This window comes from Mucilaginibacter pocheonensis (assembly GCF_031456535.1).
Lineage (GTDB): Bacteria > Bacteroidota > Bacteroidia > Sphingobacteriales > Sphingobacteriaceae > Mucilaginibacter > Mucilaginibacter pocheonensis.
Genome location: NZ_JAVDUU010000003.1, coordinates 740563 through 766063 on the forward strand (window position 1 = coordinate 740563; position 25501 = coordinate 766063).

The window sequence follows — 25501 nt, forward strand, 5'->3', positions numbered from 1 at the left end:
AACGGGTGGTTTTTTTGTTTAAATATTGTTTAAATTTGATAGAGCTTAAACCTGAGCGATGCTTTATCGTCTAACCAACAAATACTTAATTATGAAAACATTAAAGAATATATCAGCATTGCTTTTGCTGGCTTTTATCAGCGTTGGCATAGCTAATGCCCAGGGCACCCGCAAAGAGAGAAAAGCAGCACATGTTGAAGAAATTAAAAAGATAGTTGAGGCCCAAAACTATGTGTTTGACGCTAATTATGTTAATCCAATGCGGGGTGTCGGCAGAGCATTGACATCTAATTATGACCTGGTGGTATCCAAGGATACTATTATCGCATTTTTACCTTATTTTGGAAGAGCCTATACTGCTCCATATAACCCTACTGAGGGTGGTATCAAATTTACCAACACGCACTTTACCTATACTTCAATTGCAGGAAAAAAAGGCGGCTGGAGCGTTACTATTAAACCCACAGGAAAAGACAAGAACATTAGTGACTGGCGCGATGTGCAAACCATGAGGCTTGATATCTCTCCAGATGGTTATGCTTCCCTGCAGGTAATCAGCAGTAACCGCGATCCTATCTCATTTAACGGTACTATTGAAAAGCGGAAAAAGTAAGGTAACTCAACTTTAATCATCTCCTAAAAGCCCGGCATTATCTTTCAGATCTACACCCGAGAGTTTGCGTTTAAAAGCTTCGCTGATCAGGTAAAATATTTTGTTGGCGGCTTTTAAATATGATAATCCATCGGGCCTGATGTTTGATACGCAATTACGCATTTCGTCGGTAAGGTTTGGTTTAGGATTATAGGTAAGATAAGCGCCTAAACTATCCGGCGAACTCAGACCGGGTCGCTCACCTATCAGCACCAGGGATAGTTTTGCCTTTAATCCATAACCAATATCATCACCAATGGCTACCCTTCCCTGTTCAACAAGACTTATGGGCGCTAACTTAAAATCAGCCGCTATCAATTGCGGAATGAGTATCTGCAATAATCCAAAAGCGTTTTCATTAACCGCGGTAGCCGATAAACCATCGGCAATTATAATAGCCACCGCGGTTTCTGTGCAATGATCGTTAACTGAAATTACTGAAGCATCGTTTAACCGGCGGCCCATATCGGGCCGTTGCAGGTATTGCCGGCGATAACTAACCTTACTTTGTAATTGTAAAACCGGTAAATTAAATACTTTAAGTACAGTTGTCAGGTTATTGATGTCCAGTTCAGAGTAAACAGCGTCGCGAGCGTGGGCGTGGGCAAGCTTAAATTCAAGCAATTGCTTTACCGGTATGCTTGTACCCACCCGCCCGATAGCTATCCGGGCCGAGGTAAACTCCTGCAACGCCTTTAACGGTTCTATTTGGTATGGAATGCTTCTTTTCATATCACTTCATCATAACACCTAATAGTCCGTGTAATGAATTAACCGGCAGCATATTCCCATCGCCGTCAATTATCCCCTGCTTAATAAGCCATTGTTCAAATTCTGGCGCGGGTTTTAAACCAAGTACTTTTCGCAGGTACAAGGCATCATGAAATGAAGTAGACTGGTAATTAAGCATAATATCATCGGCTCCGGGAATGCCCATTACAAAATTACAGCCGGCCACACCCAGCAGGGTAAGCAAATTGTCCATATCATCCTGATCAGCCTCGGCGTGGTTAGTATAACAAACATCAACCCCCATAGGTAAACCAAGCAGTTTTCCGCAAAAATGGTCCTCCAAAGCAGCGCGGATAATTTGTTTGCCATCATATAAATATTCAGGACCGATAAAACCTACCACAGAATTGACCAGTAACGGTTTAAACTTACGGGCCAAAGCATAAGCCCTTACCTCGCAGGTTTGCTGGTCTACACCAAAATTAGCATTGGCTGACAGGGCACTCCCCTGTCCTGTTTCAAAATACATTACATTATTGCCAATAGTACCCCTGTTTAAAGATAATGTAGCCTGGTATGCTTCCTCAATTAAATTGAGACTGACGCCAAAACTGGTGTTGGCCTTCTCAGTACCGGCTATTGACTGAAAACACAGATCAACAGGCGCCCCTTCATTAATAAGCTGTAACGTGGTTGTAATGTGGCTTAAAACACAAATTTGGGTGGGAATTTCAAACTGGTACCGCAAAGTATCCATCAGTTTTAACAAATTATTCACCGCTGCGGGACTATCTGTAGCCGGATTGATGCCGATAACAGCGTCGCCGCTGCAATGCAGTAAGCCGTCGATAATACTTGCGGCAACACCCTTAGGATCATCAGTTGGGTGGTTGGGTTGTAAGCGTGTGCTGAAATGCCCGCTTAACCCAATAGTATTACGGAAACTGGTAACCACACTGCATTTTTTCGCCACGGCTATCAGGTCCTGGTTACGCATTAGTTTAGATACCGCGGCCACCATCTCGGGGGTAAGTCCCATGGCAATAGCTGTTAAGGCGTCGGTATCCGTTTCATCACTTAACAGCCAGTCGCGAAGTTCGCCTACGGTTAAACTTCCTATCAGGTTAAAACTCACGATATCATGATCGTCAATTATTAACCTTGTTATATCATCCTGTTCATAAGGAATAACCACTTCGTTCAAAAAAGTTTTTAAGGGCACATCGGCCAATGTGATCTGCGCGGCTACACGTTCTTCATAACTATCGGCGCATACCCCTGCCAGCTCATCGCCAGACCGGTGTGGAGAGGCTTTACCCAGCAAAGCTTTCAGATCTGAAAACTTATAAACCTTATTGCGTATGGTGTGCTTATAAGACATTTATAATGCTTATTAATGTTTTTTAGCTGCTTAAGTACCCTAATCTCCAGACTTTACCAAAATTCCGGCGCTGCCATCATTAATTCATCGGTTAACTTTATTTTGTGCTTTCCCATCAGTATAAATATGATGATCACAATGGCTAAACCCGCAAAAAATACGAGACTTACCATTACATTAAAATAAATGATAGCAAAAAGACATATCGCCGAAATAGCTAAAGCCGTAGCTGGAAACACCGGGTAAAATGGAGACGCGAATGGTCGTTCAAGCGAGGGTTCCTTTTTGCGGAGGATAAATAAGCTCAGCATGCTCATTAAATACATAACAATAGCTCCAAGTACGGATAGCACGATGATCTGTGCCGTAGTGCCGCTGTAAATGGCCGCAAAGCTAACTACCCCACCGGCAACAAGCGCCCAATGCGGGGTTTTAAACCGGTGATTTATATTAGCCAGGCCGCGGGGCAGGTAACCGCTTCGTGCCATGGCGAATATCTGGCGTGACGAAGCCAGTATAGTACCATGCAGCGACGCTATTAAGCCAAATAAGCCAATACTTGCAAATATTTTGGTAAGTCCGCTGGTTTTGCCTAATACGATTCCGATGGCTTCGGGCAAAGGATAATCCAGGTTGCTGAGTTTCCTCCAGTCTGTTATGCCACCGGTTAATATCATTACCCCCAGGGCCAGGGCAACCAGCGTGGCCAGTGCAGATATATAACCCCGCGGAATATTCTTTTTAGGCTCTTTAACTTCTTCGGCCACCATGGCAACACCTTCAATAGCCAGGTAAAACCAAACCGCAAAAGGTAACGCGGCAAATACGCCTGCCCAGCCAAAAGGCATGGGATTATGCAAATAATTACCCATTTTAAAATGGGGAGATACAATCCCCATATACAGTAGCAGTTCGGCCACAGCCAATATGGTAATAAACACCGAAAATGTGGCCGATTCTTTTACTCCGGATATATTAAGTATAATAAATGCCACGTTAAACAGCATTGCCGATTGCATGATAGGGATAGCTGGGTATAAAAAATGCAGATAACTTCCCAATGAAATAGCTATGGCAGGTGAGGCAAGCAAAAAGTCAATAAGAGTAGCGTAACCAGCAATTAAGCCGCCTACCGGTCCTATGGCCCTATAGGCATAAGCAAACGCGCCGCCAGCGTGTGGAATGGAGGTTGTGAGCTCTGTATAGCTAAAAATGAAAGTAATATACATTACCGTGATCACCAGTGTGGCAATCAAAAAACCAATAGTGCCGGATACCGCCCAACCGAGGTTCCAGCCAAAATACTCACCTGATATGACCAGGCCAACAGCTATCGCCCACAGGTGAACAGGCTTTAATACTCTTTTTAACTGTTCTGCCGGGGTTGCTGTCATACGTTTGATCTGATAATTATTGCCGCCTTAAGATACTTAAAGGGGTTGTTAAATCAAAATCGTGATATATTATGGAATTGTTAAGCGAGTTATTGGTGCGGGCATCCCAGGATGGGATAGCGGTAAAAAAGCAGCATTTAGAGGAACGAAAGCTTCGTGTAACTGCCCAATGAGGGCTCAAAACAAAAGATCTCCCCCGTTGGGAGAGATCTGGAGAGGGCTTTCATTCCTCACAATGACGCATTGAAGCACGCCGGGTACTTAAACCTGTAGCGTATTTTTCAAATATCCAATGCTGGCGGTAATACTTGCCAAGGCATCTTTTGGCATATCATGCTCTACAAAAAAGTGTTTCATTCCTGCAGATGAAGCAGCGGCGAAAATGGGTTTAAAATCAATAGTTCCGCTGCCTACCGGCAATATATTTTCGCGGCTGGCATCCAGATCTTTTACATGCCACAGCGGGAAACGGCCTGGGTGTTGCTTAAACATCCCGACGGGATTCTTACCGGCTTTAACAGCCCAGGCGAGGTCAAGCTCCATTTTTACATTTTTAGAATCAGTTTCACTCAACAGCAAATCGTAAGGTACTTTGCCATCAACCGGATTAAACTCCATATCGTGGTTATGATAAGCAAACTGGATGCCCACTTTTTTAGCAGCTTCCCCTGTTTTATTCAATACTTCAATTGTCGATTTTACTTCATCAAGCGTAGCCGTTGGCGAATTAGCACAAACCAGGTATTTAATTCCACCCTCGGCAGCATCATCAACCAATTGTTGCATATCATCCCGCAGGTTTTTCATCGGAGGTATCACCAAAGGCTTGCCATCAGCCCCTACCGGCATCTTTGAACCGGGAGGAAGTTTGAACGGAGCGCCCAATACGTGATGCGATGTCCAGGCCATACCCAGATCGTTTACCATAGCTTTAAACTCTTTTGGACTCATGCCATAATAGCCGCCCTTTTTGCTAAAAGCCGATTCTAATTCCTTGTAGCCCAAACCTGCGATTTTAGTTAGCGTGCCTTTTACATCTTCGTCAATAATATTAAAAAATGTAAATAATTGTAAGCCTACCGGATGCTCAACTTTTAAGCTGTTCAATAACGTGCCAGCCCTGCCAGACAAAGCCACGCCGCTAAGCGCCAATGCACCAGCGCTTTGAATAAATCTTCTCCTGTTGTAATTCATGCTGATAATTTTAGTTTTAATATGTGGTACAGTAAAACTAATTAATTTTCATCATCAAATAAATATTATTGTGTCTTTTTTACACAATAAATTAATCAGTAGAATTCAGGGACACATTTTTAGTTATCAGGTATATCCTTAAAAGAATCAAAATGCGAATTTACCGCATGGTTTTATAATCAATTACGCATATAAACAGTTAGCTATAAGGCCCGTCCACCCGGTTTGGTGCGACGCTCCTGCACCCCGGCCGTTATCGCCGTCAAAAAATTCGTAAAAGAGTATATAGTCTTTAAAATTGGGGTCTGTTTGCAATTTTTGATTGTTGCCAAACACTGGCCGGTGGCCATTGGCATCGCGTAAAAACAATGTTGATACCCGGCGGTAAAGCTCGTTGGCAACTTCTTTCAGGTTCATATAGTTACCTGATCCTGTTGGGCATTCAACCTTAAAATCATCACCATAGTATTCATAAAAACGGTGCAGACTATCAATGATGAGATAGTTTATAGGCATCCAGATGGGGCCGCGCCAATTACTGTTGCCGCCAAATAAGCCACTATCGCTTTCGGCCGGCGTATAAGCAATTCCAAATTCAACACCATTCACCGCCACATGATATGGATGTTCTAAATGATATTTTGACAGGGAGCGAATGCCATGATCACTTAAAAACTCATTTTCGTCAAGCATATATCTCAACAGTGATTTCATGCGAAAGCCCCTTAGTAAACTAATGAGATGTTTACCGTTAATACTCTTTTCGTTCCAACGCGAAACAAGAGAAGCCAGATCGGGCCTGTTCTCCGCAAACCACTTCATCCGGTCGCGAAATATAGGGCTGTCGGTTATATCTGTTTCATTGAGTACTTCAGTAGCAAACAGGGGGATCAGCCCCACAATACTGCGCACCTTCATTTTTATTGAGCCATCATCCGGAAAGCGGATCTGGTCGTAAAAAAAACCATCTTCATCATCCCAAAGGCCTTCGTTATTTTCGCCCAGGTTTGACATCGCCCCAACTATATATATAAAATGCTCAAAAAATTTGGATGCTATATCGGCATAAGCTTTGTTTTTCTCAGCCAGTTCGGTAGCTATGCGCAGCAGATTTAGCGAATACATAGCCATCCAACTGGTGCCATCGGCCTGTTCCAGGTGCTGACCCATAGGCAGATGCATGTTCCTGTCAAAAACGCCAATGTTATCCAGGCCTAAAAATCCACCTTCAAAAACGTTGTTGCCGGATTCATCCTTACGGTTTACCCACCATGTAAAATTAAGCATCAGCTTATGAAATATCCTTTCCAGAAAATAGGTATCGCCGATACCATTATTGGCTTCCTTATCGGTTTGATAAACACTCCATACTACCATAGCATGTACCGGCGGGTTACCATCGCTAAAATCCCACTCGTAAGCTGGCAGCTGCCCGTTAGGGTGCATATACCAATCGCGGGTTAATAATATCAATTGATTTTTGGCGAAAGCCATATCAACACGGGCCAGCGGCAGGCAATGAAAAGCAAGGTCCCAGGCAGCAAACCAGGGGTACTCCCACTTATCGGGCATAGAAATGATATCTCTGGTGTTCAAGTGCTGCCATTTACTGTTACGGGCATTTTTTCGCTGATCCGGAGGTTGGGGCTGCGCCGGATCGCCATTGAGCCAATGACGGATATCTGAGTAATAAAATTGTTTGTTCCATAACATACCGGCAAAAGCCTGCCGCTGAATCAGGCAACGGTCAGCGTCATTTTTGCTGCTGTATACGTCGGCATAAAACTGGTCAGCCTCGGTTATGCGGGCGCTAAATATCTGGTCAAAGTCTTCAAAACCGTAATTAGCATCGGGCGACAGGCGTAAACGTATGGTTACACTTTGTTTCGCGGCCACAGTAATATCATAGTTAACAGCCGCTTTGGTACCGGTATTGCGAGGGTTAACCGTATCTGCACCATGAACTATATGGTCATTAATGCCGTTTTTGCAATATTTTACACCATCGTCATAATTATACAAACGGCGACTATCCGTTTCATTATCGCAAAATAACAGGTTATTGGCCCCTTCCGTATGCAACCATAGCTGATCAAGATCCTTATGGTACACCTCGATCTTGCCGTGCCCGCTGGCTGTCATATACGGTTTATAATCATTATAGCCCCAGCTCCAGGTGTTACGGAACCATAATGTGGGCATTACATTAAGCGAGGCATCATTATCGCCGCGGTTGTGTATAGTTATTTTGATCAAAATGTCATCCTGCGCGCTTTTAGCGTATTCAGTAAAAACATCAAAGTAAGCGTCATTATCAAATATGCCGGTATCAAGCAATTCAAATTCAGGGTCGTTACGCGTGCGGCGTTTATTTTCGGTGAGAAGCCACTGGTAAGGAAATTCCTGCTGCGGATATTTATACAGCATTTTCATGTACGAATGCGTGGGTGTGCTGTCCAGGTAATAATATAGCTCCTTTACATCCTCGCCGTGGTTTCCTTCGGGATTGCTGAGGCCAAAATAGCGTTCCTTGATAATAGGATCTTTTTTGTTCCATAACGCAAGGGCAAAACACAGGATCTGTTGCCTGTCGCTAATACCGGCAATACCCTCTTCGCCCCACCTGTAGGCTTTACTGCGGGCCATTTCATGGGTTATAAAGCCCCAGGCATCGCCATTGGCACTATAATCTTCGCGTACGGTACCCCACTGGCGATCGCTCACATAAGGTCCCCATTTTTTCCAGCCCGTATCTTTTAACCTTGATTGTTCTGCATTCATAACAAAAATCCTTCACCGATAAACTTATTCTTAACAAGTGTTTGCAAAGTAGGTTTATTTAAGGCAATTTAACATACAGTATTGGTTTGTTTTACACCATTATGAAGAATAGAAAATGCGGCGACGCCTCGGAAAACCACAGCTTTTTAAAAACTCCCATGAGGACATTGCAAAAGACCTGGCATTAATAGCGAATATTAGAGGCCAATTTTTAAACCCGGAATAACAATTTTTTAAGCCCAGGCTTTTCTTAAAAACCTAAGCCAGTTGCCGTGCATCATATTGTCAATGTCGGCATCAGTGTAGCCGCGTTTTTTAAGTAGAGAGGGCACTTTTTGCAGATCGGCTATGGTTTCCAGGTCATAAGGGCATTGTTCCCGGCCGAAGGCTCCGTCAAGGTCTGATCCCATACCTACGTGTAGGGCGTTGCCCGCTATCTGGCAAATGTGGTCAATATGATCAACCATTACTTCCAGGTTGCAATTCATCCCTTTTGGAGTTGATTGCCCCCTTACCCATCCGGGTACCATCATCCAGGCATCAAGGGCAGCACCGATCACCGCCCCGCGGCTGATCAAGGCTTTGATCATATCGTCGCTGTACTGACGGTTATGGTTTACGAGTGCGCGGCAATTATTATGACTGGCCCAAACGTGGCCGTTAAAATGATCAAGGGCTTCCCAAAAACTATCATCGCATAAATGAGTAGCATCCAGAATAATGTTAAGGCGTTCCATTTCTTTCAGCAACGCATGCCCTTTCGGGCCCATATAACCAGTTGCATCAGTACCTTGCGCATATCTGCCGGGGCCGTAATGGGCGGGGCCAACCGCGCGTAAACCATAGTTGTATGCACGTTCGAGGTGCTGTACAGTTATAATTGAATCGGCACCCTCTAAGCTCAGGATATAACCAATGGGTTTATTTTCTGTGGATTGTCCGTTATTCCAAAATTCGACATGTTTTTCCAATGATTGCAGATCATTTACCTGTACCATTTCGCCGGCATCCTCCATGGCCTTATACCACGCAACCTGACCCTGGGTTTGGGCCCATGCCTGCGCGGGCGAGTGCCAGCCTGGTAATGGATTGTCAGGTGCAACATAACGCCCTATTTGTGTTGCTACTACCAGGCCGATATTACCTTTGCGTAATTCAGGCAATGAAACCACAGCTTTGGCGCGATCAGGCTTATCCGACAAACCTTCTTCCCGCCGGTTAATTTCATCAAGTGGACGGGTAAGGTCACGGTTCCATTCAAGCGCATTCATGCTTAAATCTAAATGGGCGTCAATTATAAACATATCAGATAGTTATTTTCCGGTCGCGGGCTGTATTAAGCCACTCACCTTTAAGTTCGTTATTTTCAATTATATATACCCGTTCATATAAAGCTACAGTAGGGCATATATGATGTGGCAGGCCATACAATATATCGCCTATATGATAAGCATGATCGTTGCCTGCCTCAACCACTAAATGCTCTTCGCTTTGGCCAATCGGTTTAAGCTCAGGAGCGTTTAAAAAGTATATTCGCTTGCTTAGCTCATTCTCGGCTGATACTGATTTATGCCCCACATCCAAACATATTTTATTTGCGGCCGGTAATGATATTACCCTCGTTATTACAAGGGCGGCCGGTAAAAAGGGTTGCTCAGGCATACCCAACTGGTAACCTTTATCCCAATAAACAAAAGTTCCGGGACTGCATTCCACATCTTTCCTTTTAGCATGTATAGGAAAAGTTGGCGATCCGCCTGCAACAATAACGGGTTCGGGATACCCCCTTTGCCTGATATCCTGCTGCAGCCTCAATACCGGCTCAAAAGCGGCCTCGCACCGTTCAGTGCGTGTTTGGATATCCACATCATGAATGTGCCCGTCATAAGCATGCAGGCCCATAGGATTTAGTCCGCCTAATACGGCACAATCCATGTACAACTGAAGTGCTTCAAAACCGGCGGCTATACCGGTACGATTCATACCTACATTGAGGTCAAGGTATACATTGATAATTATTTTATACCCCCTGGCTGCATCAGATATTTCTTTAGCCGCGGCGGCATTGTCAACCAGGCATGAGAACTTTGTATCCGGATAAGCATGTATCAATTTAATAAACCTATGTAACTTGGGGCCAACGGGTTGATAGGCCAGCAGTACATCAGGCGCCTTACAAGTTGCCAGCAGTTCGGCTTCGGCAATGGTAGCACATTTGAATTTATGGATACCTGCATCAAGCAGCAATAAGGTAACTTCCTTATTTTTATAGGTTTTTACATGCGGGCGTAAACGGGCCACATCATCGATCATGGTTTTAAGCAGATCAATATTCGCTTTAACCCTATCCGGATAAACTACCAGGGCCGGTGTATCCAGCCGATGTGCATCATCTATCGAGTACCAGTTTTGAGTCATGAGTGATGGATTGATTGGTAACGGGTTTGGATTATTTAAGAACTCAAACTCTTAAAACTACTCTCCGGCCAATTCAAATAAAGCCTCTATCTCCACAGGGATATTATCAGGTAATGAACCCATGCCTACGGCACTGCGTACGCCAATACCATTTTCTTCGCCCCATACTTTTGCAAAAAGTTCGCTGGCACCGTTAATAATGAAAGGATGTTTTTCAAAATCGGGCGTGCAGTTAACCATGCCTAATACTTTAATTACCCGCTTTACTTTATTTAGGCTGCCAATATTGGCTTTAATAGTGGCCAGCATAGCCAGGCCTACCTGCCGTGCAGCCAGCTTGCCATCTTCCTGTGAAATGGTATCACCAATGCGGCCAATAATCAACGTACCGTCGTCTTGCACAGTTCCATGACCAGACAGGTACAGGTATTTGCCATCAACTAAACATGGCTTATATACGCCAAGTGGTTTTGGTGCGGGCGGCAGGCTTAAACCCAACGCTGCAAAGTTTTCTTCGGGAGTGTTCATGCGATAAAATTATAAAGATTAACCAATAAATAACAACAAAAAAGCCGGGGATCTCACTCCCGGCTCCAATTAATCAACTATATAGTATGCTACTAAAATTTAAAAGATGCGCCAATATTTATAGAATAATCTGCAAAAGCAGCATCACCTATAACGTAAGTACCTGTTCTAACGCTGTTTTCTTTATCAGTTACACTTTGAGTACGATTACGTTTTAAGGCGATAGGAACATTGGCAAAAATGTTCACCCTTTTTAAGCTGTAGTTTATTGATGGCTCGGCAGATATGATATATCCCGGACGACGAAATGCGTTGCTTTTGCCGATAAGGTCATGTACCGGGATACCTTCTATTCTTCCACCTGCTGATAGGGTAAGTGCGCTTAAAGCACCGTCAAAGGTATAGTTTACACCCAATCTGGCCAGATACTGATCTGGTACACTTGATATGGCTTCATTTGCCAATGCTGCGCTCAGCACTTCGCGATAAGTGCGGGTGCCATTGGTGTTACGGGGGTTAGCCATGTAATACAAGTTGGTGTATCCACTAAACCTGCTGGTAAAGTTTAAAAATCCGTTTGCTTCGGCAATTATACCCACGCCTCCGTCTCCTAACTGTATTGATTGGTCAACCGGGCGCATCTCTGGTGTTACATTATAAAATTTAGACATGTAGTTATCGTTACCTGTAGGCAGCTTAACACCAAGCCCTACCTGTATATTGCCTTTGGTAGCGGTGTGGCTGTTAAATAACCATTTGTTGGCAACTATACGCATATCGCCTATACCATGCGAATAAGAGCTGTGCCTTTCTTTGCCGCCATGTTCATATAATGATGAACGGGTATTGATAAGGTAAGGTACCCCAACAGATACCGACCAGTATTGATTGAAGATTTTGGTTATACCTAAGTCAATAGTGCTTTGATGATTTATCACTTCGTTACCAATAACCAGGCGTTGTTTCTGCTCGGTTGAGCCTTTAAAATGGCGGAACGACTTGAAATAGCGGTACCCGATGGTAAGTTCCCAGCCCTTACTGCTGGAATCCTGCATAGGGTGCTCCATATTACTTAGCGGGCCGTTGCTTTTAATAGCCACGCATCCCTGGGCATTTACGTTGGTATAGATAAATAATGAGGAAAGAATTATTGCGAAAAAAATTTTAAAAGTAAGTTTCATGTTATTTTTTAGATTATTTTTTAATTGGTTAAAGACAATGATTTAATAAAGTCAGGCATTTTTCAGCCTGACTTTCACCCGATCTCATGCAGGATTTTTATATTAATCAACTAACTCTCAGTTTATTTGTATTTTTAAATGGGGATATCATAAAACCAGACGGCACTTTTTTTACTGCGAACCATAAAGCCAGCAACACACCATAACTCCCTCCCCTTTCTATCCACTCAAAAACTTCATAATGAGGATAAAACAATTCACTCGTAATTTTCCAGATGATGAACACCAGCAGTAGATTTTTAAACGGTCGCATCAATACCAAAAGAGCGGCCATTATTTCAAATACCCCAACTATTTGTGCTGTTTTTCCAGGATCATGAAAACCCATTGAACGATATTGATTAACAAGACTTACCTTTTCCATAAAGTTAAGGCAACCATGCCCTGCCAACAGCAAAAACGAAAACACCCTCAAGCAATTTATAATTGTTTTTAAAGCAGACGCACTGATAGCCGGGTTGTCATTCATACGGACAAACCATTGTTTAATAGGTATTTTAAATCCGCCTTGTACTAATAAAAGCACAAATGGGGCACCAAAATTACCGGCACGTTCAATTAATTCTGCAAATGGCTCGCCTGATATGGGACGGAAAGAAGCGGTAATTAGCCCCCATATTACCAACCAGGCGGCAATAATACGGGTTGGGTAAACCAACATAGATATGCCCATCAAAATATCAACAATGCCTACTACTGGCATTAACCTATAAGCCTCATTTTGCCCAATACCCATTACGGCAAAATAATTACACCAAATTTGCTTGGTGATGATACCAAACGCGCCATGCCCTATAAAACACATAGCACAAGCAAGTCTTAGTGCGAAATAGATCTTTTGGTCGGTTGTTATACGTAACATTTTATTCTATTTAATACGCTGCTTCTCTATTTATCTGCCCCATCTGTTTTAGCCCTTTGCACTGCATACTGGCCAACTTTATTACCCGTTACTAAACCAACTTCGCAATCACTGCGGTAATGTATTGCACCATATAATCGTGACATTGCCGCATTATGCGCCAGATCAGTAAATTTTGTGCCTCTGTCAGGAAGCAGGTAAGTTAGCACCGTAGCAGCCGCACCGCTAAAATTTGAGTGCCCCGATGTATATGCCGGAAAATTTGGTACCCCTGTTAAAGTTTTAATTTCCGGGTTAGCCTGCGACGGACGCTGGTTAAAGTAAAAATACTTAGTATCCCAACAAACTATGGCGGCATCCATTTCGGCCATGTTCAATATTGCAAAGTTACGGGCCCAACGCACTTCGCTATAATTTTGCTTCACAAATTCATCAGCTGCAATAGCATTCCAGTGGCCGGTAGGTGTGTATGTTCCAACGCCATCAGCCCAAAAGGCCACCAGTTCTTCATGATCGCGGGTCCTGTTCTTACTAAATCCAAGCACTTCTTCGGCTTCTTTTTTAAACTCTGGTGAATTGGTTAAATAAGGCGGGGCCGGCCTGATAGCTGCCACCGTGAGCGTGTCGAATAAAAATGGTATAACTTTTGAAAACAGCGGCAGCATGGGTGGCCTTTTAGGCGTTTCAAGGCTTATCCAAAATTTCTCACCTTTAGCGGCAGCGATGGTTTCAAAACTCTTCCATATATCAGGACTACCAATGGCTTTACCGGCACGGTCGGTACGGGCGCGGGCGGCAAATAAAGCTGCAACCTGCTTGCCTAATGATTCGCCGGCATTCAGCTCGGCCCGGGTATTTGCGCCAGCCATTATCCTGTAAAGTTTTTCTTCATCAGCTTTTTGCTGAATAAAAGAGATTTCGGTGGGGAATAACAGCTTCATTATTTCAACAGCAGCGCCTGCAGCTACAGCGTCCTCACTTGGGTATGACGGTAATTCTGATACCGGAACCAATGCTTTGATAGCCGGATCGTTTTTATAAGGGGCGGCACGCTTGTACATGTTTTTAAAATGCCATGCTGCAACCAGGGCGTCATATTGAGCTGCGCTTACATAGGCATAGGCACGGGCAGCATATGGCGGGTTTGAAAACGGAAATTCGGGATAATTGAAAGGATTGGCCGAATTTGGCGCAGGATATGTACCATCAGCGTTTTGATATGGCGGTACGTTATGTTTTGCTACAAGTTGGCGTAATATCTCATTCCACCTTAACACCGATCCCGCGCTCCAATATTTTATTGATGCCTTTTGGTCATCCGTTAAATTACGCTGAAGAGCCTTAATTTCATTAATATCAGCTGCATACGCCGGCGAGGTGGTAGCATCAGGTGCGGCTACACTTAATGTATTAAAATCAGATATCAGCACAGGCTTCCAGGTATCGGCATTCAGATCAAGGTTACCGGGAGTAAGTGCAGGATATAAAGAGGTTCGTTCCACAATGTCTTTTTTACATGAGGAGGCCAAAATACCCACGCCCAAAAAGATGGTTGGAATTATATAAAGTAATGTTTTTTTCATCTTAATTATCATTAAATAGTTACCTGCTTATTTTTCTTTTTTGGTGCTAAAAACGTAATACACGCCTCCGTAAAAAGTTCTGGTCTGCCCCACATTCCTGCCTTTTAAAACATAATTGCCGCCTGCTGTAAACTCCAATCCGCTGATAGATTGAAAACTATATTTTAATATTACGCCGGCAAGGGTAGCGTTCATTTTATTACTTGGGAAAGGCATATCATTCTTCCGGATATCAAAACCGCCAAGTGTGGTAACTTTGGTAAGTACAGCTTCGGCATTAAATTTTAAACTGCGGTAACCTGAGCTTACAAAAAAGTTGGTAACATTAGGCATTTTAACCTCATTGGTATAATGCATTTCGGTAGTATAATATGAGTTCCTGTCGATAGTGATATTGCTGCGGCGAATATATTGACCGGCACCAGCCACAAAGAACCTGCCCGTTTGATAATTCAGCAATCCGCGCAGGGCTACATTTTTGCTATGCAAACCAATTGATAAAGGCAGATAGTCAGCCTGGTAATTACTCAGAGGAACAGAGCCGGATAAAATAGCGTGAAAGCTGAACAATCCTTTACCCAGTTCTTCTTTAACAGCCATCCACTTTATAGCTGCACTCAGGTCCTGAAAGTTTTGCTCGCCCCTTAAAGTCCCGGCAGAAGCGTTGGTTTTTACATAAGGAACCATAAACAACAAATTGATACGGTTTGAAAGCCCATAGTTGCCGCCTAAGCTGTACGTATTGGTACTTACAGTACCCAGGTTAGGGTTGTCACGTTTAAATGTCCCTTCCCAGTAGTGATCCCAGCTGCTGTGGCTGTACACAGCTGCTGCACAAAAATAATTTTTTGGGATCATGAGTGCGTCGGCCTCGGTTTGTGCCTGGGCAAATTGCGTTAAAGTAAGGCAAAAGGCCATAACAATACAGCATTTGTAAAAATACAACGGTAAAATTTTCATCATTTACATTAAAAAAACTGGGGTTAGCCATAAAAAACAATTACAAACAGGCTGATGGGTAATTATCTGAACCATTTAATAAACGGTTTTTGATAATTATCAGCATTAAAAAGATCAAGCCGTAAATCACGTTGGGTGGCATAGCGCGGTGTGCTCACAAATAAGCTATACGCTTGCTTAACCGACAATTAAATTACGCTGTGGCTCTAATTCAAAGCCTACAGAAAATTCAACATCATAACTTACAGGTTAATAATTAGCAGGAAGCATTTGGAGGCTTACCGGGAGATTCAATGAACGGAGAATTCAAATGGTAGGATATAGGGTTCATTTTAGTTTTTAGCGTTGTTGAAAACGCTAAAAACTGATATTGAATTGTTTGAAAACTGTACTCCCCTGTAAAATTGACTTTTTTCAGAGGGGTCTCATGCCCTTTTTTATTTAAAGGGACATCGCTAAACTCTTTAGCAATGATTAGGTTTGCTGTAACCAGGCGGGTTTTTACGCTATTGGCAATGCAAATAAATGACATGGTATCGCGCGTAACCTTGTATCGCAAATAATTATAATAAACTCCCTTTAATTGAAGCTGCCCGTGGTCAACTACATAATCACTCCAGTTATGAATATTAGGCAAATTTACGGGAAGTTTTATTTCGACAAGCTTTGTGGAATCTACCTTATTTTCATATATCTGCTTAACTATCTGAACTTCTGACTGGTGAATTAAATACTTAAATACCAAATTGTATCCACCCAGGTTGAACAGATGTACATTCAATAATAGTATAGCAATTAGCTTTTTCACCAAAAAGGGATAATTAATAAGGGTATAATTTTGAGGTAAATATATATATTGAGTTGTATAAAACAAATAAAAAGTAACATTTACTTTTATTTTACTAATCACAGCTCAATAAAAGATTTTAGATTAGATTGTAACATAGCTTTGTATCATGAAAGGGAAAATTACCACCGGTAATGTTTTGTATGTTTTAATAATGGTTATAGTTCTGGTGATGCTTATTAATCCAACCGCCAAAAGTTTATTAATAAGAGGATTGATGAGCATTGGCTTTTTTCAGCCCGACATACCTGCCCAGGTTTCAAAGAAACCAATAGCCGATCCTTTTAACATTAGTTTCAGGAATGCCGGAGGACAGCTTCTTAATACTGCTGATTTAAACGGCAAGATAGTATTTGTAAACTTTTGGGCTACCTGGTGCCCTCCCTGTATTGCAGAAATGCCTTCTGTTAATCAATTGTATGCACAATTTAAAAACGACCCAAACCTCGTATTTATAGTTGCTGATGTTGATAACGATCATATAAAAGCTGAAGAGTTTATGCAAAAGCACCACTATGATCTGCCGGTATTCAATTTAACCAGCCAGGTACCTGATTATATTATGGACGGCTCTATTCCTACTACCCTGGTTTTCAACAAGCGTGGTGAGTTGGTGTTTCGGCATACCGGCGCAGCTGATTATAACTCAAGTAATTTTTCTAACTACTTAAATAAACTAATTAATGAATGAGAGCTTTTGCTTTATATTAATTAACTGTCAACAGTACACGAAATAAAACATTGCATTATAAGCTAATTTGCGCTAATTAATTGTTGTTATTTTTACACTTATTAATTTTTTTTCTTTTCTTTACGTCTCCAAATCAGAACCTAAAATTCAATGAAAAAGAAAACACTCATTACCCTGTGTACTTCTGTCCTCTGCCTTGTTTCGGCGTCGGGCTTTAGTCAAACAGGTTCGCTTACAATTAGCGGCGACTCAAAAACAACTATCAGCAAACACATTTACGGGCAGTTTGCAGAACACCTGGGCCACGGCATATACGGCGGCTTTTGGGTTGATAAAAGTTTGCCGGTAAAAAAGCAGAACAGGATAAGGCTTGATATTGTTGACGCCCTTACAAAAATAAAGATCCCCAACCTGCGCTGGCCGGGCGGTTGCTTTGCCGATGAATACCACTGGCGCGACGGCATTGGCCAGGCTTCGCAGCGGCCGCGTATGGTTAATACCAACTGGGGCGGTATAACAGAAGATAATAGCTTTGGCACTCATGAGTTTCTTGAACTTTGCAGTTTGCTAAAATGCGAGCCTTATATAGCAGGTAATGTTGGTAGCGGCACGGTTGATGAAATGTCAAAATGGATAGAATACTTAAACTCAAACAGCACCAGTACGGTAGTACAGGAAAGGGTAAAAAATGGTCATCCTGAACCTTACAAGGTAAGCTTTTGGGGTGTTGGGAATGAGAGCTGGGGCTGCGGCGGCAATATGAAACCGGAATATTACGCTGATCTGTTCAGACGTTATGCTTCGTTCGCTAAAGATTATCCCGGTGCAAAGCTTAAAAAGATAGCCAGTGGACCTAACTCTGATGATTATAACTGGACCGAAGTATGTATGAAAAACATACCACTGAACATGATGTATGGCTTATCCCTGCATTACTATACCATACCAACGGGTAACTGGGGCAAAAAAGGCTCGGCAGTTGCATTTAGCGAAAAAGAATATTTTAACACCATGGTGAACTGCCTTAAGATGGAAGAATTGGTTAGCAAGCATTCGGCTATCATGGATAAATATGATCCTGAAAAGCATGTGGCTTTGGTAGTAGATGAGTGGGGAGTTTGGACAGATCCTGAACCGGGTACCAATCCTGGCTTTTTGTATCAGCAAAACAGTTTACGTGATGCGCTGATCGCGGGAACTACCCTGAATATTTTCAATAACCATAGCGACCGTGTTAAGATGGCTGCACTCGCACAAACCATCAACGTATTGCAGGCACTTATTTTAACCGATAAGGAAAAAATGATACTTACCCCTACCTATCATATATTTGATATGTACAAAGTTCACCAGGATGCCAAGTACCTGCCAATAAAGTTAGATGCGCCTGATTACGAAGTTGATGGCAGAAAAATACCCGCGGTAAACGCTTCTGCTTCACAAGATGCAGCAGGAAAAGTGCATATTTCGCTGGTTAACCTTGATATTCATAACCCTATAACCATTACTACCGGTTTTAAGGATATTAAATGGACAACCGTAACCGGTGAGGTATTAACATCTGCCAACGTTACCAATATTAATACTTTTAAAGAGCCTAATAAAATACACCTAAGCAACTTTACAGGAGCTAAAAAAGATGGTGACAACCTGGTAGTTACATTGCCCGCCAAATCAGTTGTAACACTGGAATTGAATTAAAATTTATTTAAACTTCTATTATAAATAAGTAAGCCTGTTTGACGCTGATCAAACAGGCTTTACTTTTAATACCAAGCCAACATTGTTTTATGGTTGCTAATGAAATGAAGATCAGGCGGATTTTTTGCTATTACCCGCAATGAGCGCTGATTCATAAACTGAAGAAACAATGTCGCGAGCTGAAAAGGTCCCCAAAAAGTCCAGATCAATATGATTATAAATAACCTGTTTTGACGGGTCAATAACATACGTTGCAAGCAAAGGCACATTTACATCGATCCCAGAAAACCGGTTCCAAACCGGGTCATCATCAGAAAATATCCTGAATATCCGGGCAACCTCTTTCTCTTGATCATGATAAAAATTGAGGGTAAAGCTGTGTTCCCAGGCTTTCTTTTCTAATTCGTCAGTACGTTCATCACTAACAATTAACAGATTACCACCGCTGGCTTTAATTTCATTATGAATATTATTAAGTTGTTTTAACAAAGTAAGACCTTGCTCGCGCCAATGGTGCGAATAGAAAGCGATTACCAGCGGCTTGTTTAACAGGTGTCTTAAAGAAACCGGGCCATGTGTTTCTGAACCGTTAAAAAACTGCTGCCAGCGGCTATAATCATTATATAATTTAAAATCGGGCACAAAATTTCCCGATTGAACAGGTTTTAACGGTCGGTATGGTTTAAATGGAAGATCTGTTTCAGCAACAATTTCCAGCAGGTCAAAAAACGGGTATTTATTATTTGTAGTAGTTAACATTTGAATTGAATAAGTATTTTAACGGATTAATTTTTATGATGCTATGATTGTTTTCACTTGCAACAACTACATAATCCGTAAATCATGTGGTAATCAGAAAATAACCGGCTATTTGCAGATACATTCATTTTGTTTACCAGATAAAAGTTCATGAAAAATATGTTAAATAATGAGATCAGTAAAATTGAGGTATTAAGAATTGCAGCGTGATAAGCTTAGCAACAGCAACACATGACCATCATCTTTCTATAATCATTATGATTTAAAAAGATGCGCTTATTAAGGTATAATTTGCCGTTCAACATGTGTTTTGAATGTTATAAAGATCAAATATACTATAATGTCTATATATTTAGTATATTTTTTATAAATATTTTTTTAATGATCATGCCAGAAAAGGAAGTTATTAATAATCAGCCAATTATTAATATTACTCAACCACTACTAAGATTATACAGATTAATAACTGTCAGATTCACAAAAAACAGTTGATAATACTGATAAATCAAAATTTCAAAATATTTTTCATGGGTTTGTAGGCAATAGTTAAAATTTAATTGTCCTCCATTCAAATCACCCTAATGCCGCGCGATCTATTCCCGTCAATTAAGTGTGAATTTAACACAAACGCATATTAATTAATTGATTAAACCGAAAAATTAAGGCCTATGTAACAAAACGCTTACTTACTCTCTTAAGGCACAATCACCCGGCGGGGATTGCAGTCCTTCCCAAATGATTTTTGAATGTTTATAAATGCAGGTACTGTTAACAGCACTTTGTAATTAATTCCCTTTAAATTCAATAAAATATGAAATTTTTCAAACACCCAATGGGTTTACACAAGCCATGGATAGCCAAATCCCTGCCGTTGTGTAAATTAGCCCTTGCAGGTATTGTTCTCATAAATATACAAACAACAGCCAACGCGGCCCCTAAAGTAAAGAGCGGTCTAAACATTAATACGCATATCAGTATCGCAAAAATTACCGGTAAGGTGGTTGATGAAAAAGGCGAACCACTTGTAGGCGTAAGCATCAGAATAAAAGGTACAACAACAGGTACACAAACAGATGCCAGCGGTGTCTTTTCAATAGACGGCGACAGTAAAACCGTATTAATAGTTAGCTACATCGGCTTTGCTACCAAAGAGGTGCCCGTGGGTAATAAAACTTCTTTAACTATTACGCTTACTGCAAATACAAATCTTACCGAGGTTGTAGTTACAGCATTAGGTATTAAAAAGGAATCGAAAAAGGTTGGTTATGCTTTAACAACCGTTAAAGGCGACCTGCTTGATAAAGCAAAAGAATCAAATGTAGCCTATTCATTAACTGGCCGTGTGGCTGGTTTAAGTATTAGTGGAACCAATGGAGGAGCGGGTTCATCTGCGCGTATATTATTACGTGGTGTTACAAGTACCAGCAGTACACAGGGGCCATTGTTTGTAATCAATGGGGTGCCGATGGATAATACTCAAAGAGGTCAATCAGGCGAATGGGGCGGTGCAGACTATGGTGATGGTATTGCCAACATCAACCCGGATGATATCGAGACCATGACCGTATTAAAAGGTCAGTCAGCATCTGCACTTTATGGTACACGTGCTACAGGAGGTGTTATTTTGATCACTACCAAATCGGGTAAAAAAAATTCAGGCTTTGGTGTTGAGTACAATAGTAATTACCAGATGGATAAAATTTATGACAATACTGATTTCCAAACCCAATACGGACAAGGTGAATTTGGTGTTAAACCGGCCAACCTTGCCGCAGCGCTAAGCACAGGCAGCCTGGCATGGGGCCCAAAACTTGATGGTTCATCGGTAATTCAGGTTGATGGCAAAAACCATCCATATTCAAAAACCAGCGACGATTATACCAAATTTTACAAAACAGGAAATACCTTTACCAACACCGTTTCTTTAACTGGTGGTAATGAAACCGGCGCTTTCCGCTTGTCATTATCAGATATGAATAATCACGCCATTACACCAAACAGCGGACTGAACAGGAAAACCTTTAACTTTAACGGTTCGCAAACCGTAATAAAAAACCTGGATATAAACCTGGTTGCCAACTATATATTGGATAATGAAAAAAACCGCTCGGGTTTAAGTGATGGACCAGGTAACCCCAACAACGTACAATTTTTGGCACCAAACCAATCACAAAGCACGTTAGCACCGGGTACAAAAGCCGATGGTTCTGAACAATCGTTTACAAATGATATATATGTAACCAATCCTTATTTTGCAGCTTATAATTTTGTAACCAACTCAAACCGCGAGCGCTTAATATCATCTATATCGGCCAGATATAGCGTTACACCCTGGGCATACGTGCAAGGCCGAATTGGTTATGACAACATTCATGACAAGCGTTTTAGAGTAGAACCAACCGGAACAGCGTATGTGAGCGGTAGCAATGGCAATTTAAAAATACAACAGACACAAACAACCGAGTTTAACGCTGACGTATTATTAGGTGCCAAGCACGATCTGATCAAGGATTTCCTTAACCTAGATATGTCTGTAGGTGGTAATATTCGCAAAAGCAATTATGACGGTATTTATATCAATGCCAACAATCTTATCCTTCCTTACTTCTATGACCTTTCAAACGGAGCACAAAGACTTAGCGGAAACATTGGATCTGATTCTGGTACTTTAGACGATGATCCTAAAAGACTACAGGTTAACTCAGCCTATTACACTGCTGATTTTGCTGTAAAGAACTTTTTGATTTTAAGTACATCCGGACGCTATGATTATTATAGCAGTATATCAAAAGCATTAGGTCCCGGATTTTTCACCCCTTCTGTTTCTGCAAGTTTCATATTCTCTGATCTTACTCATATCAATGGTCTTGATTTTGGAAAGCTGCGCCTTTCATATGCAAAAACAAGTAGTGCTGCAGCTGCATTTACAAACCAGGTGTATTATAGTGTAGCCAATTCAATTAATGGTGTCCCTGCAGCCACCTTTTCTTCTCAATTGGCAAACACTAAGCTAAAGCCATATACCTTAACCGAGTTTGAAATTGGTACTGAACTAAAGTTTTTCAACGACCGTTTAGGATTCGATATCGCTTATTTTGACAGGAAAACTAAAAATGAGATAGTTAATGCTACTTCTGACTGGGCAGCCGGGTATACCAACTATTATGTTTCTTCAGCATCCGTTAGTAATAAAGGTATAGAAGTTGAAATACACGGCACACCGGTAAGAACCAATACTTTTTCCTGGTCGCCATCTTTTAATTTTACCTACATTAACAACAAGATATTAGAAACTGATCTTGAAGGTGCAAACTTGGGCTTAGGTACCTACCGTCCGTTAAATGCAACTACTGCTTTTGTTAAAGACCTGCCTGGTCCGCAAATTATGGCTAACGATTATAAACGTGATGCCAGTGGTAATATTATATTTGACGCTACAGGTAATGCCGAAACTACCGCACGTATACCTATGGGAAGCGTAGTACCTAAATTTTACGGTGGCTTTAATAACGATTTTACCTATAAAAACTTTAACCTGGGTTTCCTGGTTGATTACCGTTTTGGTAACAAGGTATTATCAGCAACCAATTATTACAGTATTTTCCGTGGTTTAAATAAAATGACCCTTGAGGGCCGTGAAACCGGTGTAGTTGGTGTTGGTGTAACCGAAAGTGGTGCAAAAAATGCTGTTAACGTGCCGGCCGAAACATATTATCAAACTTTGGCACGCAATGTTTCTGCGCTAAATGTTTTAGATGGTAGCTTTATTAAACTGCGCCAGGTTTCATTTGGTTATAGCATCCCTAAAAGTATTTTGGGTAACAGTCCGTTCAACTCTATTACAGTTTCATTAGTAGGTAGAAACCTTTGGACAATCATGAAACACACCGACAACATTGACCCTGAATCAAATTTTGCTCCGGGTGTGAATTATGCGGGTATCGAAGGTACAAGCGTGCCTCCTGTCAGGACATATGGGTTAAATGTTAACTTTAAATTTAAAAAATAACAGAGATGAAAAAACAACTGATATATAGTTGCCTGCTTATAGGTGCCACCTTTATAGCGGGTTGTACTAAGAATTTCGAACAGATAAATACGGACCCTACCAAAGTAGCCCCAACTTTAATTAGCGCTCCCTTTTTGATGGCCCAGGCTCAAATTAAATTTTCAAATTCCGGGTACGATCAATTATTATTTCAAAGTATGTGGTCGCAGTCATTAGCTTCTACTTATGATTACTACGGCAATGGCGATAAGTATATTTATGCGGGCAGCGGACGCGATTATTTTTCAAGAACATGGAACACCAGCTATGGTTCATCTACTTTGATTGATGAGATGAAGAATGTTATCAAAGGCAATGCAGCTTTTAGTAACCTGGATAATTGCGGCACTATTTTGAGGATGATGATATTGCAGCGCATTACTGATGCTTATGGCGATATACCTTTTTCACAGGAAGGTCAAGCGAAAGATGGAATAGTTGCACCTGTTTTTGATACCCAACAAAGTATCTACACTTCTATGCTTAGCCAACTGGAAGCAGCAACCGCTGCTTTGGACGTATCGAAAGCCGGGCCTTCTTCTGATCTTTTTTATTCTGGAGATGTCTCCAAATGGAAGAAATTAGGTTATTCGCTGATGCTTAGAGCAGCTATGCGTTTAACTAAAGTTGACCCCGCTACTGCGCAAAAATATGCTGAAAAAGCATACGCAGGCGGAGCTATGTCCTCTATAGAGGACAATGCAAAAGTAAAAGCCGACAATACAAACGGGAATGGTAACAGTGACGCTGCTGCATTATTAGTGACTGATGATTTCAGGGAAGTAAGGTGGTCAAAAACCTTGATAGATTATATGAAGTTAACGGCCGACCCTCGCATTAGTGCTATTGCTGAAATTTCAACCGGCACCGGAAAAAAGGCTAATGAAACCCAGGTAGTTGGTGTTAATACAGCAAGCCTGCAAGTAGGTATGCCAAATGGCTATGACCTTAAAGGCGGTGCCACTGACATCGCAAATGCCCCTGGTTATCCGGGCACAAGCCCTGCTAATCCAGCTGTTACAGGCGATGCCGACGCTCCGGTTGGTAAATACTCCCGCCCTCAGTTTGCAGTTTATGACGATCGTAACCGTTATAACTTCCTGATGACTTACGGAGAAAGCGAGCTTTTATTTGCCGAAGCGGCCACAAGAGGCTGGAGTACCGGTACAGCAGCTACGCATTATGCAAACGCACTTACAGCTGATTTACAAACGCTGGCTCAGTTTGGTACAACATCTGTACCTGCGGCAAGCATAGCTACTTTTGTTGCTGCTCACCCTTTGATAGCTGGTACAGCTTTACAACAGATCAATATGGAGTATTTTGTTCATACATCAGCAACATTTAACTTCAATGAAACCTGGGCTAACTGGAGAAGATCAGGATATCCGGTTTTAACCAAAGTAAACTATCCAAATCAATTTGCCACAACTATTCCAAGAAGGATTCCTTATCCGCTTGGGTTACCATCAACAAACGCTGCAAATTATGCGGCTGCTGTTGCCAGACTTTCAGGTGGAGATACCTTCATTGCGAAGGTGTGGTGGGATAAATAATACCCCTATATAATTCTTCTAAAAAACAAGGCTATGACTTCATAGCCTTGTTTTTTAATTTTTACGCTAAAAATAGGTACGCCAATTGGCTGTAATTGCAAATCAATTACTTATTTTTATACTTGGTACACTAAACATAATCCTCTAATTAATGTGTTGTTCCCTCCCATTTA

Annotated in this window: 19 protein-coding genes; 5 read left to right on the forward strand and 14 right to left on the reverse strand. The window is 41.7% G+C overall.

The features are described 5' to 3' along the window. Window positions 1-91 precede the first annotated feature (91 nt). Window positions 92-613, forward strand: coding sequence for a DUF4251 domain-containing protein (locus J2W55_RS16465; RefSeq protein ID WP_310097905.1), 522 nt, complete (start codon window positions 92-94; stop codon window positions 611-613). Window positions 614-625: 12 nt separating this feature from the next. Here the strand turns inward: J2W55_RS16465 and eutC are convergent, their stop codons facing one another. The 13 genes from eutC to J2W55_RS16530 form a co-directional block, all read right to left on the reverse strand. Then, window positions 626-1384, reverse strand: a complete 759-nt coding sequence (eutC, locus tag J2W55_RS16470) for an ethanolamine ammonia-lyase subunit EutC (RefSeq protein ID WP_310097908.1) — start codon at window positions 1382-1384, stop codon at window positions 626-628. 1 nt (window position 1385) lies between these two features. Continuing rightward, the gene (locus J2W55_RS16475) at window positions 1386-2765 is read right to left on the reverse strand and encodes an ethanolamine ammonia-lyase subunit EutB (protein ID WP_310097910.1); all 1380 of its coding nucleotides are present in this window, start codon (window positions 2763-2765) and stop codon (window positions 1386-1388) included. A 53-nt stretch (window positions 2766-2818) separates the two neighbouring features. Continuing rightward, a complete protein-coding gene (gene eat, locus J2W55_RS16480) occupies window positions 2819-4159 on the reverse strand; it encodes an ethanolamine permease (protein WP_310097912.1) in 1341 nt (446 codons plus the stop codon). A gap of 261 nt (window positions 4160-4420) precedes the next feature. After that, window positions 4421-5353: a sugar phosphate isomerase/epimerase family protein gene (locus J2W55_RS16485; RefSeq protein WP_310097917.1), complete on the reverse strand. Its 933-nt coding sequence runs from the start codon at window positions 5351-5353 to the stop codon at window positions 4421-4423. 183 nt (window positions 5354-5536) lie between these two features. Next, complete coding sequence (locus J2W55_RS16490) at window positions 5537-8134, reverse strand: MGH1-like glycoside hydrolase domain-containing protein (protein WP_310097919.1); 2598 nt, start codon at window positions 8132-8134, stop codon at window positions 5537-5539. Between the two features lie 233 nt (window positions 8135-8367). Then, window positions 8368-9438, reverse strand: a complete 1071-nt coding sequence (locus tag J2W55_RS16495) for a dipeptidase (RefSeq protein WP_310097922.1) — start codon at window positions 9436-9438, stop codon at window positions 8368-8370. A 1-nt stretch (window position 9439) separates the two neighbouring features. Then, on the reverse strand, window positions 9440-10552 hold the full coding sequence (locus J2W55_RS16500; protein WP_310097925.1) for a D-TA family PLP-dependent enzyme: 1113 nt from the start codon (window positions 10550-10552) through the stop codon (window positions 9440-9442). Window positions 10553-10609: 57 nt separating this feature from the next. Then, a complete protein-coding gene (locus J2W55_RS16505; RefSeq protein ID WP_310097929.1) occupies window positions 10610-11080 on the reverse strand; it encodes a RidA family protein in 471 nt (156 codons plus the stop codon). Window positions 11081-11172: 92 nt separating this feature from the next. Next, entirely contained in the window at window positions 11173-12261 is a 1089-nt protein-coding gene (locus J2W55_RS16510) for a hypothetical protein (RefSeq protein WP_310097932.1), read from the reverse strand. A 106-nt stretch (window positions 12262-12367) separates the two neighbouring features. Then, a complete protein-coding gene (locus tag J2W55_RS16515) occupies window positions 12368-13183 on the reverse strand; it encodes a hypothetical protein (RefSeq protein WP_310097935.1) in 816 nt (271 codons plus the stop codon). Window positions 13184-13209: 26 nt separating this feature from the next. After that, entirely contained in the window at window positions 13210-14766 is a 1557-nt protein-coding gene (locus J2W55_RS16520; RefSeq protein ID WP_310097938.1) for a vanadium-dependent haloperoxidase, read from the reverse strand. 27 nt (window positions 14767-14793) lie between these two features. Continuing rightward, on the reverse strand, window positions 14794-15729 hold the full coding sequence (locus J2W55_RS16525) for a hypothetical protein (RefSeq protein WP_310097941.1): 936 nt from the start codon (window positions 15727-15729) through the stop codon (window positions 14794-14796). Between the two features lie 253 nt (window positions 15730-15982). Next, a complete protein-coding gene (locus J2W55_RS16530) occupies window positions 15983-16534 on the reverse strand; it encodes a hypothetical protein (protein ID WP_310097943.1) in 552 nt (183 codons plus the stop codon). 148 nt (window positions 16535-16682) lie between these two features. On the opposite strand from J2W55_RS16530, the gene J2W55_RS16535 reads away from it, so the two are divergent. Beyond that, a complete protein-coding gene (locus tag J2W55_RS16535; protein WP_310097945.1) occupies window positions 16683-17264 on the forward strand; it encodes a TlpA family protein disulfide reductase in 582 nt (193 codons plus the stop codon). 150 nt (window positions 17265-17414) lie between these two features. Beyond that, window positions 17415-18965: an alpha-N-arabinofuranosidase gene (locus tag J2W55_RS16540; protein WP_310097947.1), complete on the forward strand. Its 1551-nt coding sequence runs from the start codon at window positions 17415-17417 to the stop codon at window positions 18963-18965. A 111-nt stretch (window positions 18966-19076) separates the two neighbouring features. On the opposite strand, the gene J2W55_RS16545 is transcribed toward J2W55_RS16540, so the two are convergent. Beyond that, window positions 19077-19724 (reverse strand): redoxin domain-containing protein, encoded by a 648-nt coding sequence (locus J2W55_RS16545; RefSeq protein ID WP_310097950.1) that lies wholly within the window; start codon window positions 19722-19724, stop codon window positions 19077-19079. Between the two features lie 811 nt (window positions 19725-20535). Here J2W55_RS16545 and J2W55_RS16550 point away from each other — a divergent pair. Beyond that, entirely contained in the window at window positions 20536-23733 is a 3198-nt protein-coding gene (locus J2W55_RS16550; RefSeq protein ID WP_310097953.1) for a SusC/RagA family TonB-linked outer membrane protein, read from the forward strand. A 5-nt stretch (window positions 23734-23738) separates the two neighbouring features. After that, a complete protein-coding gene (locus J2W55_RS16555) occupies window positions 23739-25328 on the forward strand; it encodes a SusD/RagB family nutrient-binding outer membrane lipoprotein (protein ID WP_310097956.1) in 1590 nt (529 codons plus the stop codon). Window positions 25329-25501 lie beyond the last annotated feature (173 nt).

Excerpts from the sequence above, each read along its gene's own strand:
- J2W55_RS16525 (WP_310097941.1), bottom strand. The coding sequence starts at position 15,729 with ATGATGAAAATTTTACCGTTGTATTTTTACAAATGCTGTATTGTTATG.
- J2W55_RS16475 (WP_310097910.1), bottom strand. The coding sequence starts at position 2,765 with ATGTCTTATAAGCACACCATACGCAATAAGGTTTATAAGTTTTCAGAT.
- J2W55_RS16535 (WP_310097945.1), top strand. The coding sequence starts at position 16,683 with ATGAAAGGGAAAATTACCACCGGTAATGTTTTGTATGTTTTAATAATG.
- eat (WP_310097912.1), bottom strand. The coding sequence starts at position 4,159 with ATGACAGCAACCCCGGCAGAACAGTTAAAAAGAGTATTAAAGCCTGTT.
- J2W55_RS16465 (WP_310097905.1), top strand. The coding sequence starts at position 92 with ATGAAAACATTAAAGAATATATCAGCATTGCTTTTGCTGGCTTTTATC.
- J2W55_RS16490 (WP_310097919.1), bottom strand. The coding sequence starts at position 8,134 with ATGAATGCAGAACAATCAAGGTTAAAAGATACGGGCTGGAAAAAATGG.
- eutC (WP_310097908.1), bottom strand. The coding sequence starts at position 1,384 with ATGAAAAGAAGCATTCCATACCAAATAGAACCGTTAAAGGCGTTGCAG.
- J2W55_RS16505 (WP_310097929.1), bottom strand. The coding sequence starts at position 11,080 with ATGAACACTCCCGAAGAAAACTTTGCAGCGTTGGGTTTAAGCCTGCCG.
- J2W55_RS16500 (WP_310097925.1), bottom strand. The coding sequence starts at position 10,552 with ATGACTCAAAACTGGTACTCGATAGATGATGCACATCGGCTGGATACA.
- J2W55_RS16550 (WP_310097953.1), top strand. The coding sequence starts at position 20,536 with ATGAAATTTTTCAAACACCCAATGGGTTTACACAAGCCATGGATAGCC.
- J2W55_RS16545 (WP_310097950.1), bottom strand. The coding sequence starts at position 19,724 with ATGTTAACTACTACAAATAATAAATACCCGTTTTTTGACCTGCTGGAA.
- J2W55_RS16555 (WP_310097956.1), top strand. The coding sequence starts at position 23,739 with ATGAAAAAACAACTGATATATAGTTGCCTGCTTATAGGTGCCACCTTT.
- J2W55_RS16510 (WP_310097932.1), bottom strand. The coding sequence starts at position 12,261 with ATGAAACTTACTTTTAAAATTTTTTTCGCAATAATTCTTTCCTCATTA.
- J2W55_RS16520 (WP_310097938.1), bottom strand. The coding sequence starts at position 14,766 with ATGAAAAAAACATTACTTTATATAATTCCAACCATCTTTTTGGGCGTG.
- J2W55_RS16495 (WP_310097922.1), bottom strand. The coding sequence starts at position 9,438 with ATGTTTATAATTGACGCCCATTTAGATTTAAGCATGAATGCGCTTGAA.
- J2W55_RS16540 (WP_310097947.1), top strand. The coding sequence starts at position 17,415 with ATGAAAAAGAAAACACTCATTACCCTGTGTACTTCTGTCCTCTGCCTT.
- J2W55_RS16485 (WP_310097917.1), bottom strand. The coding sequence starts at position 5,353 with ATGAATTACAACAGGAGAAGATTTATTCAAAGCGCTGGTGCATTGGCG.
- J2W55_RS16515 (WP_310097935.1), bottom strand. The coding sequence starts at position 13,183 with ATGTTACGTATAACAACCGACCAAAAGATCTATTTCGCACTAAGACTT.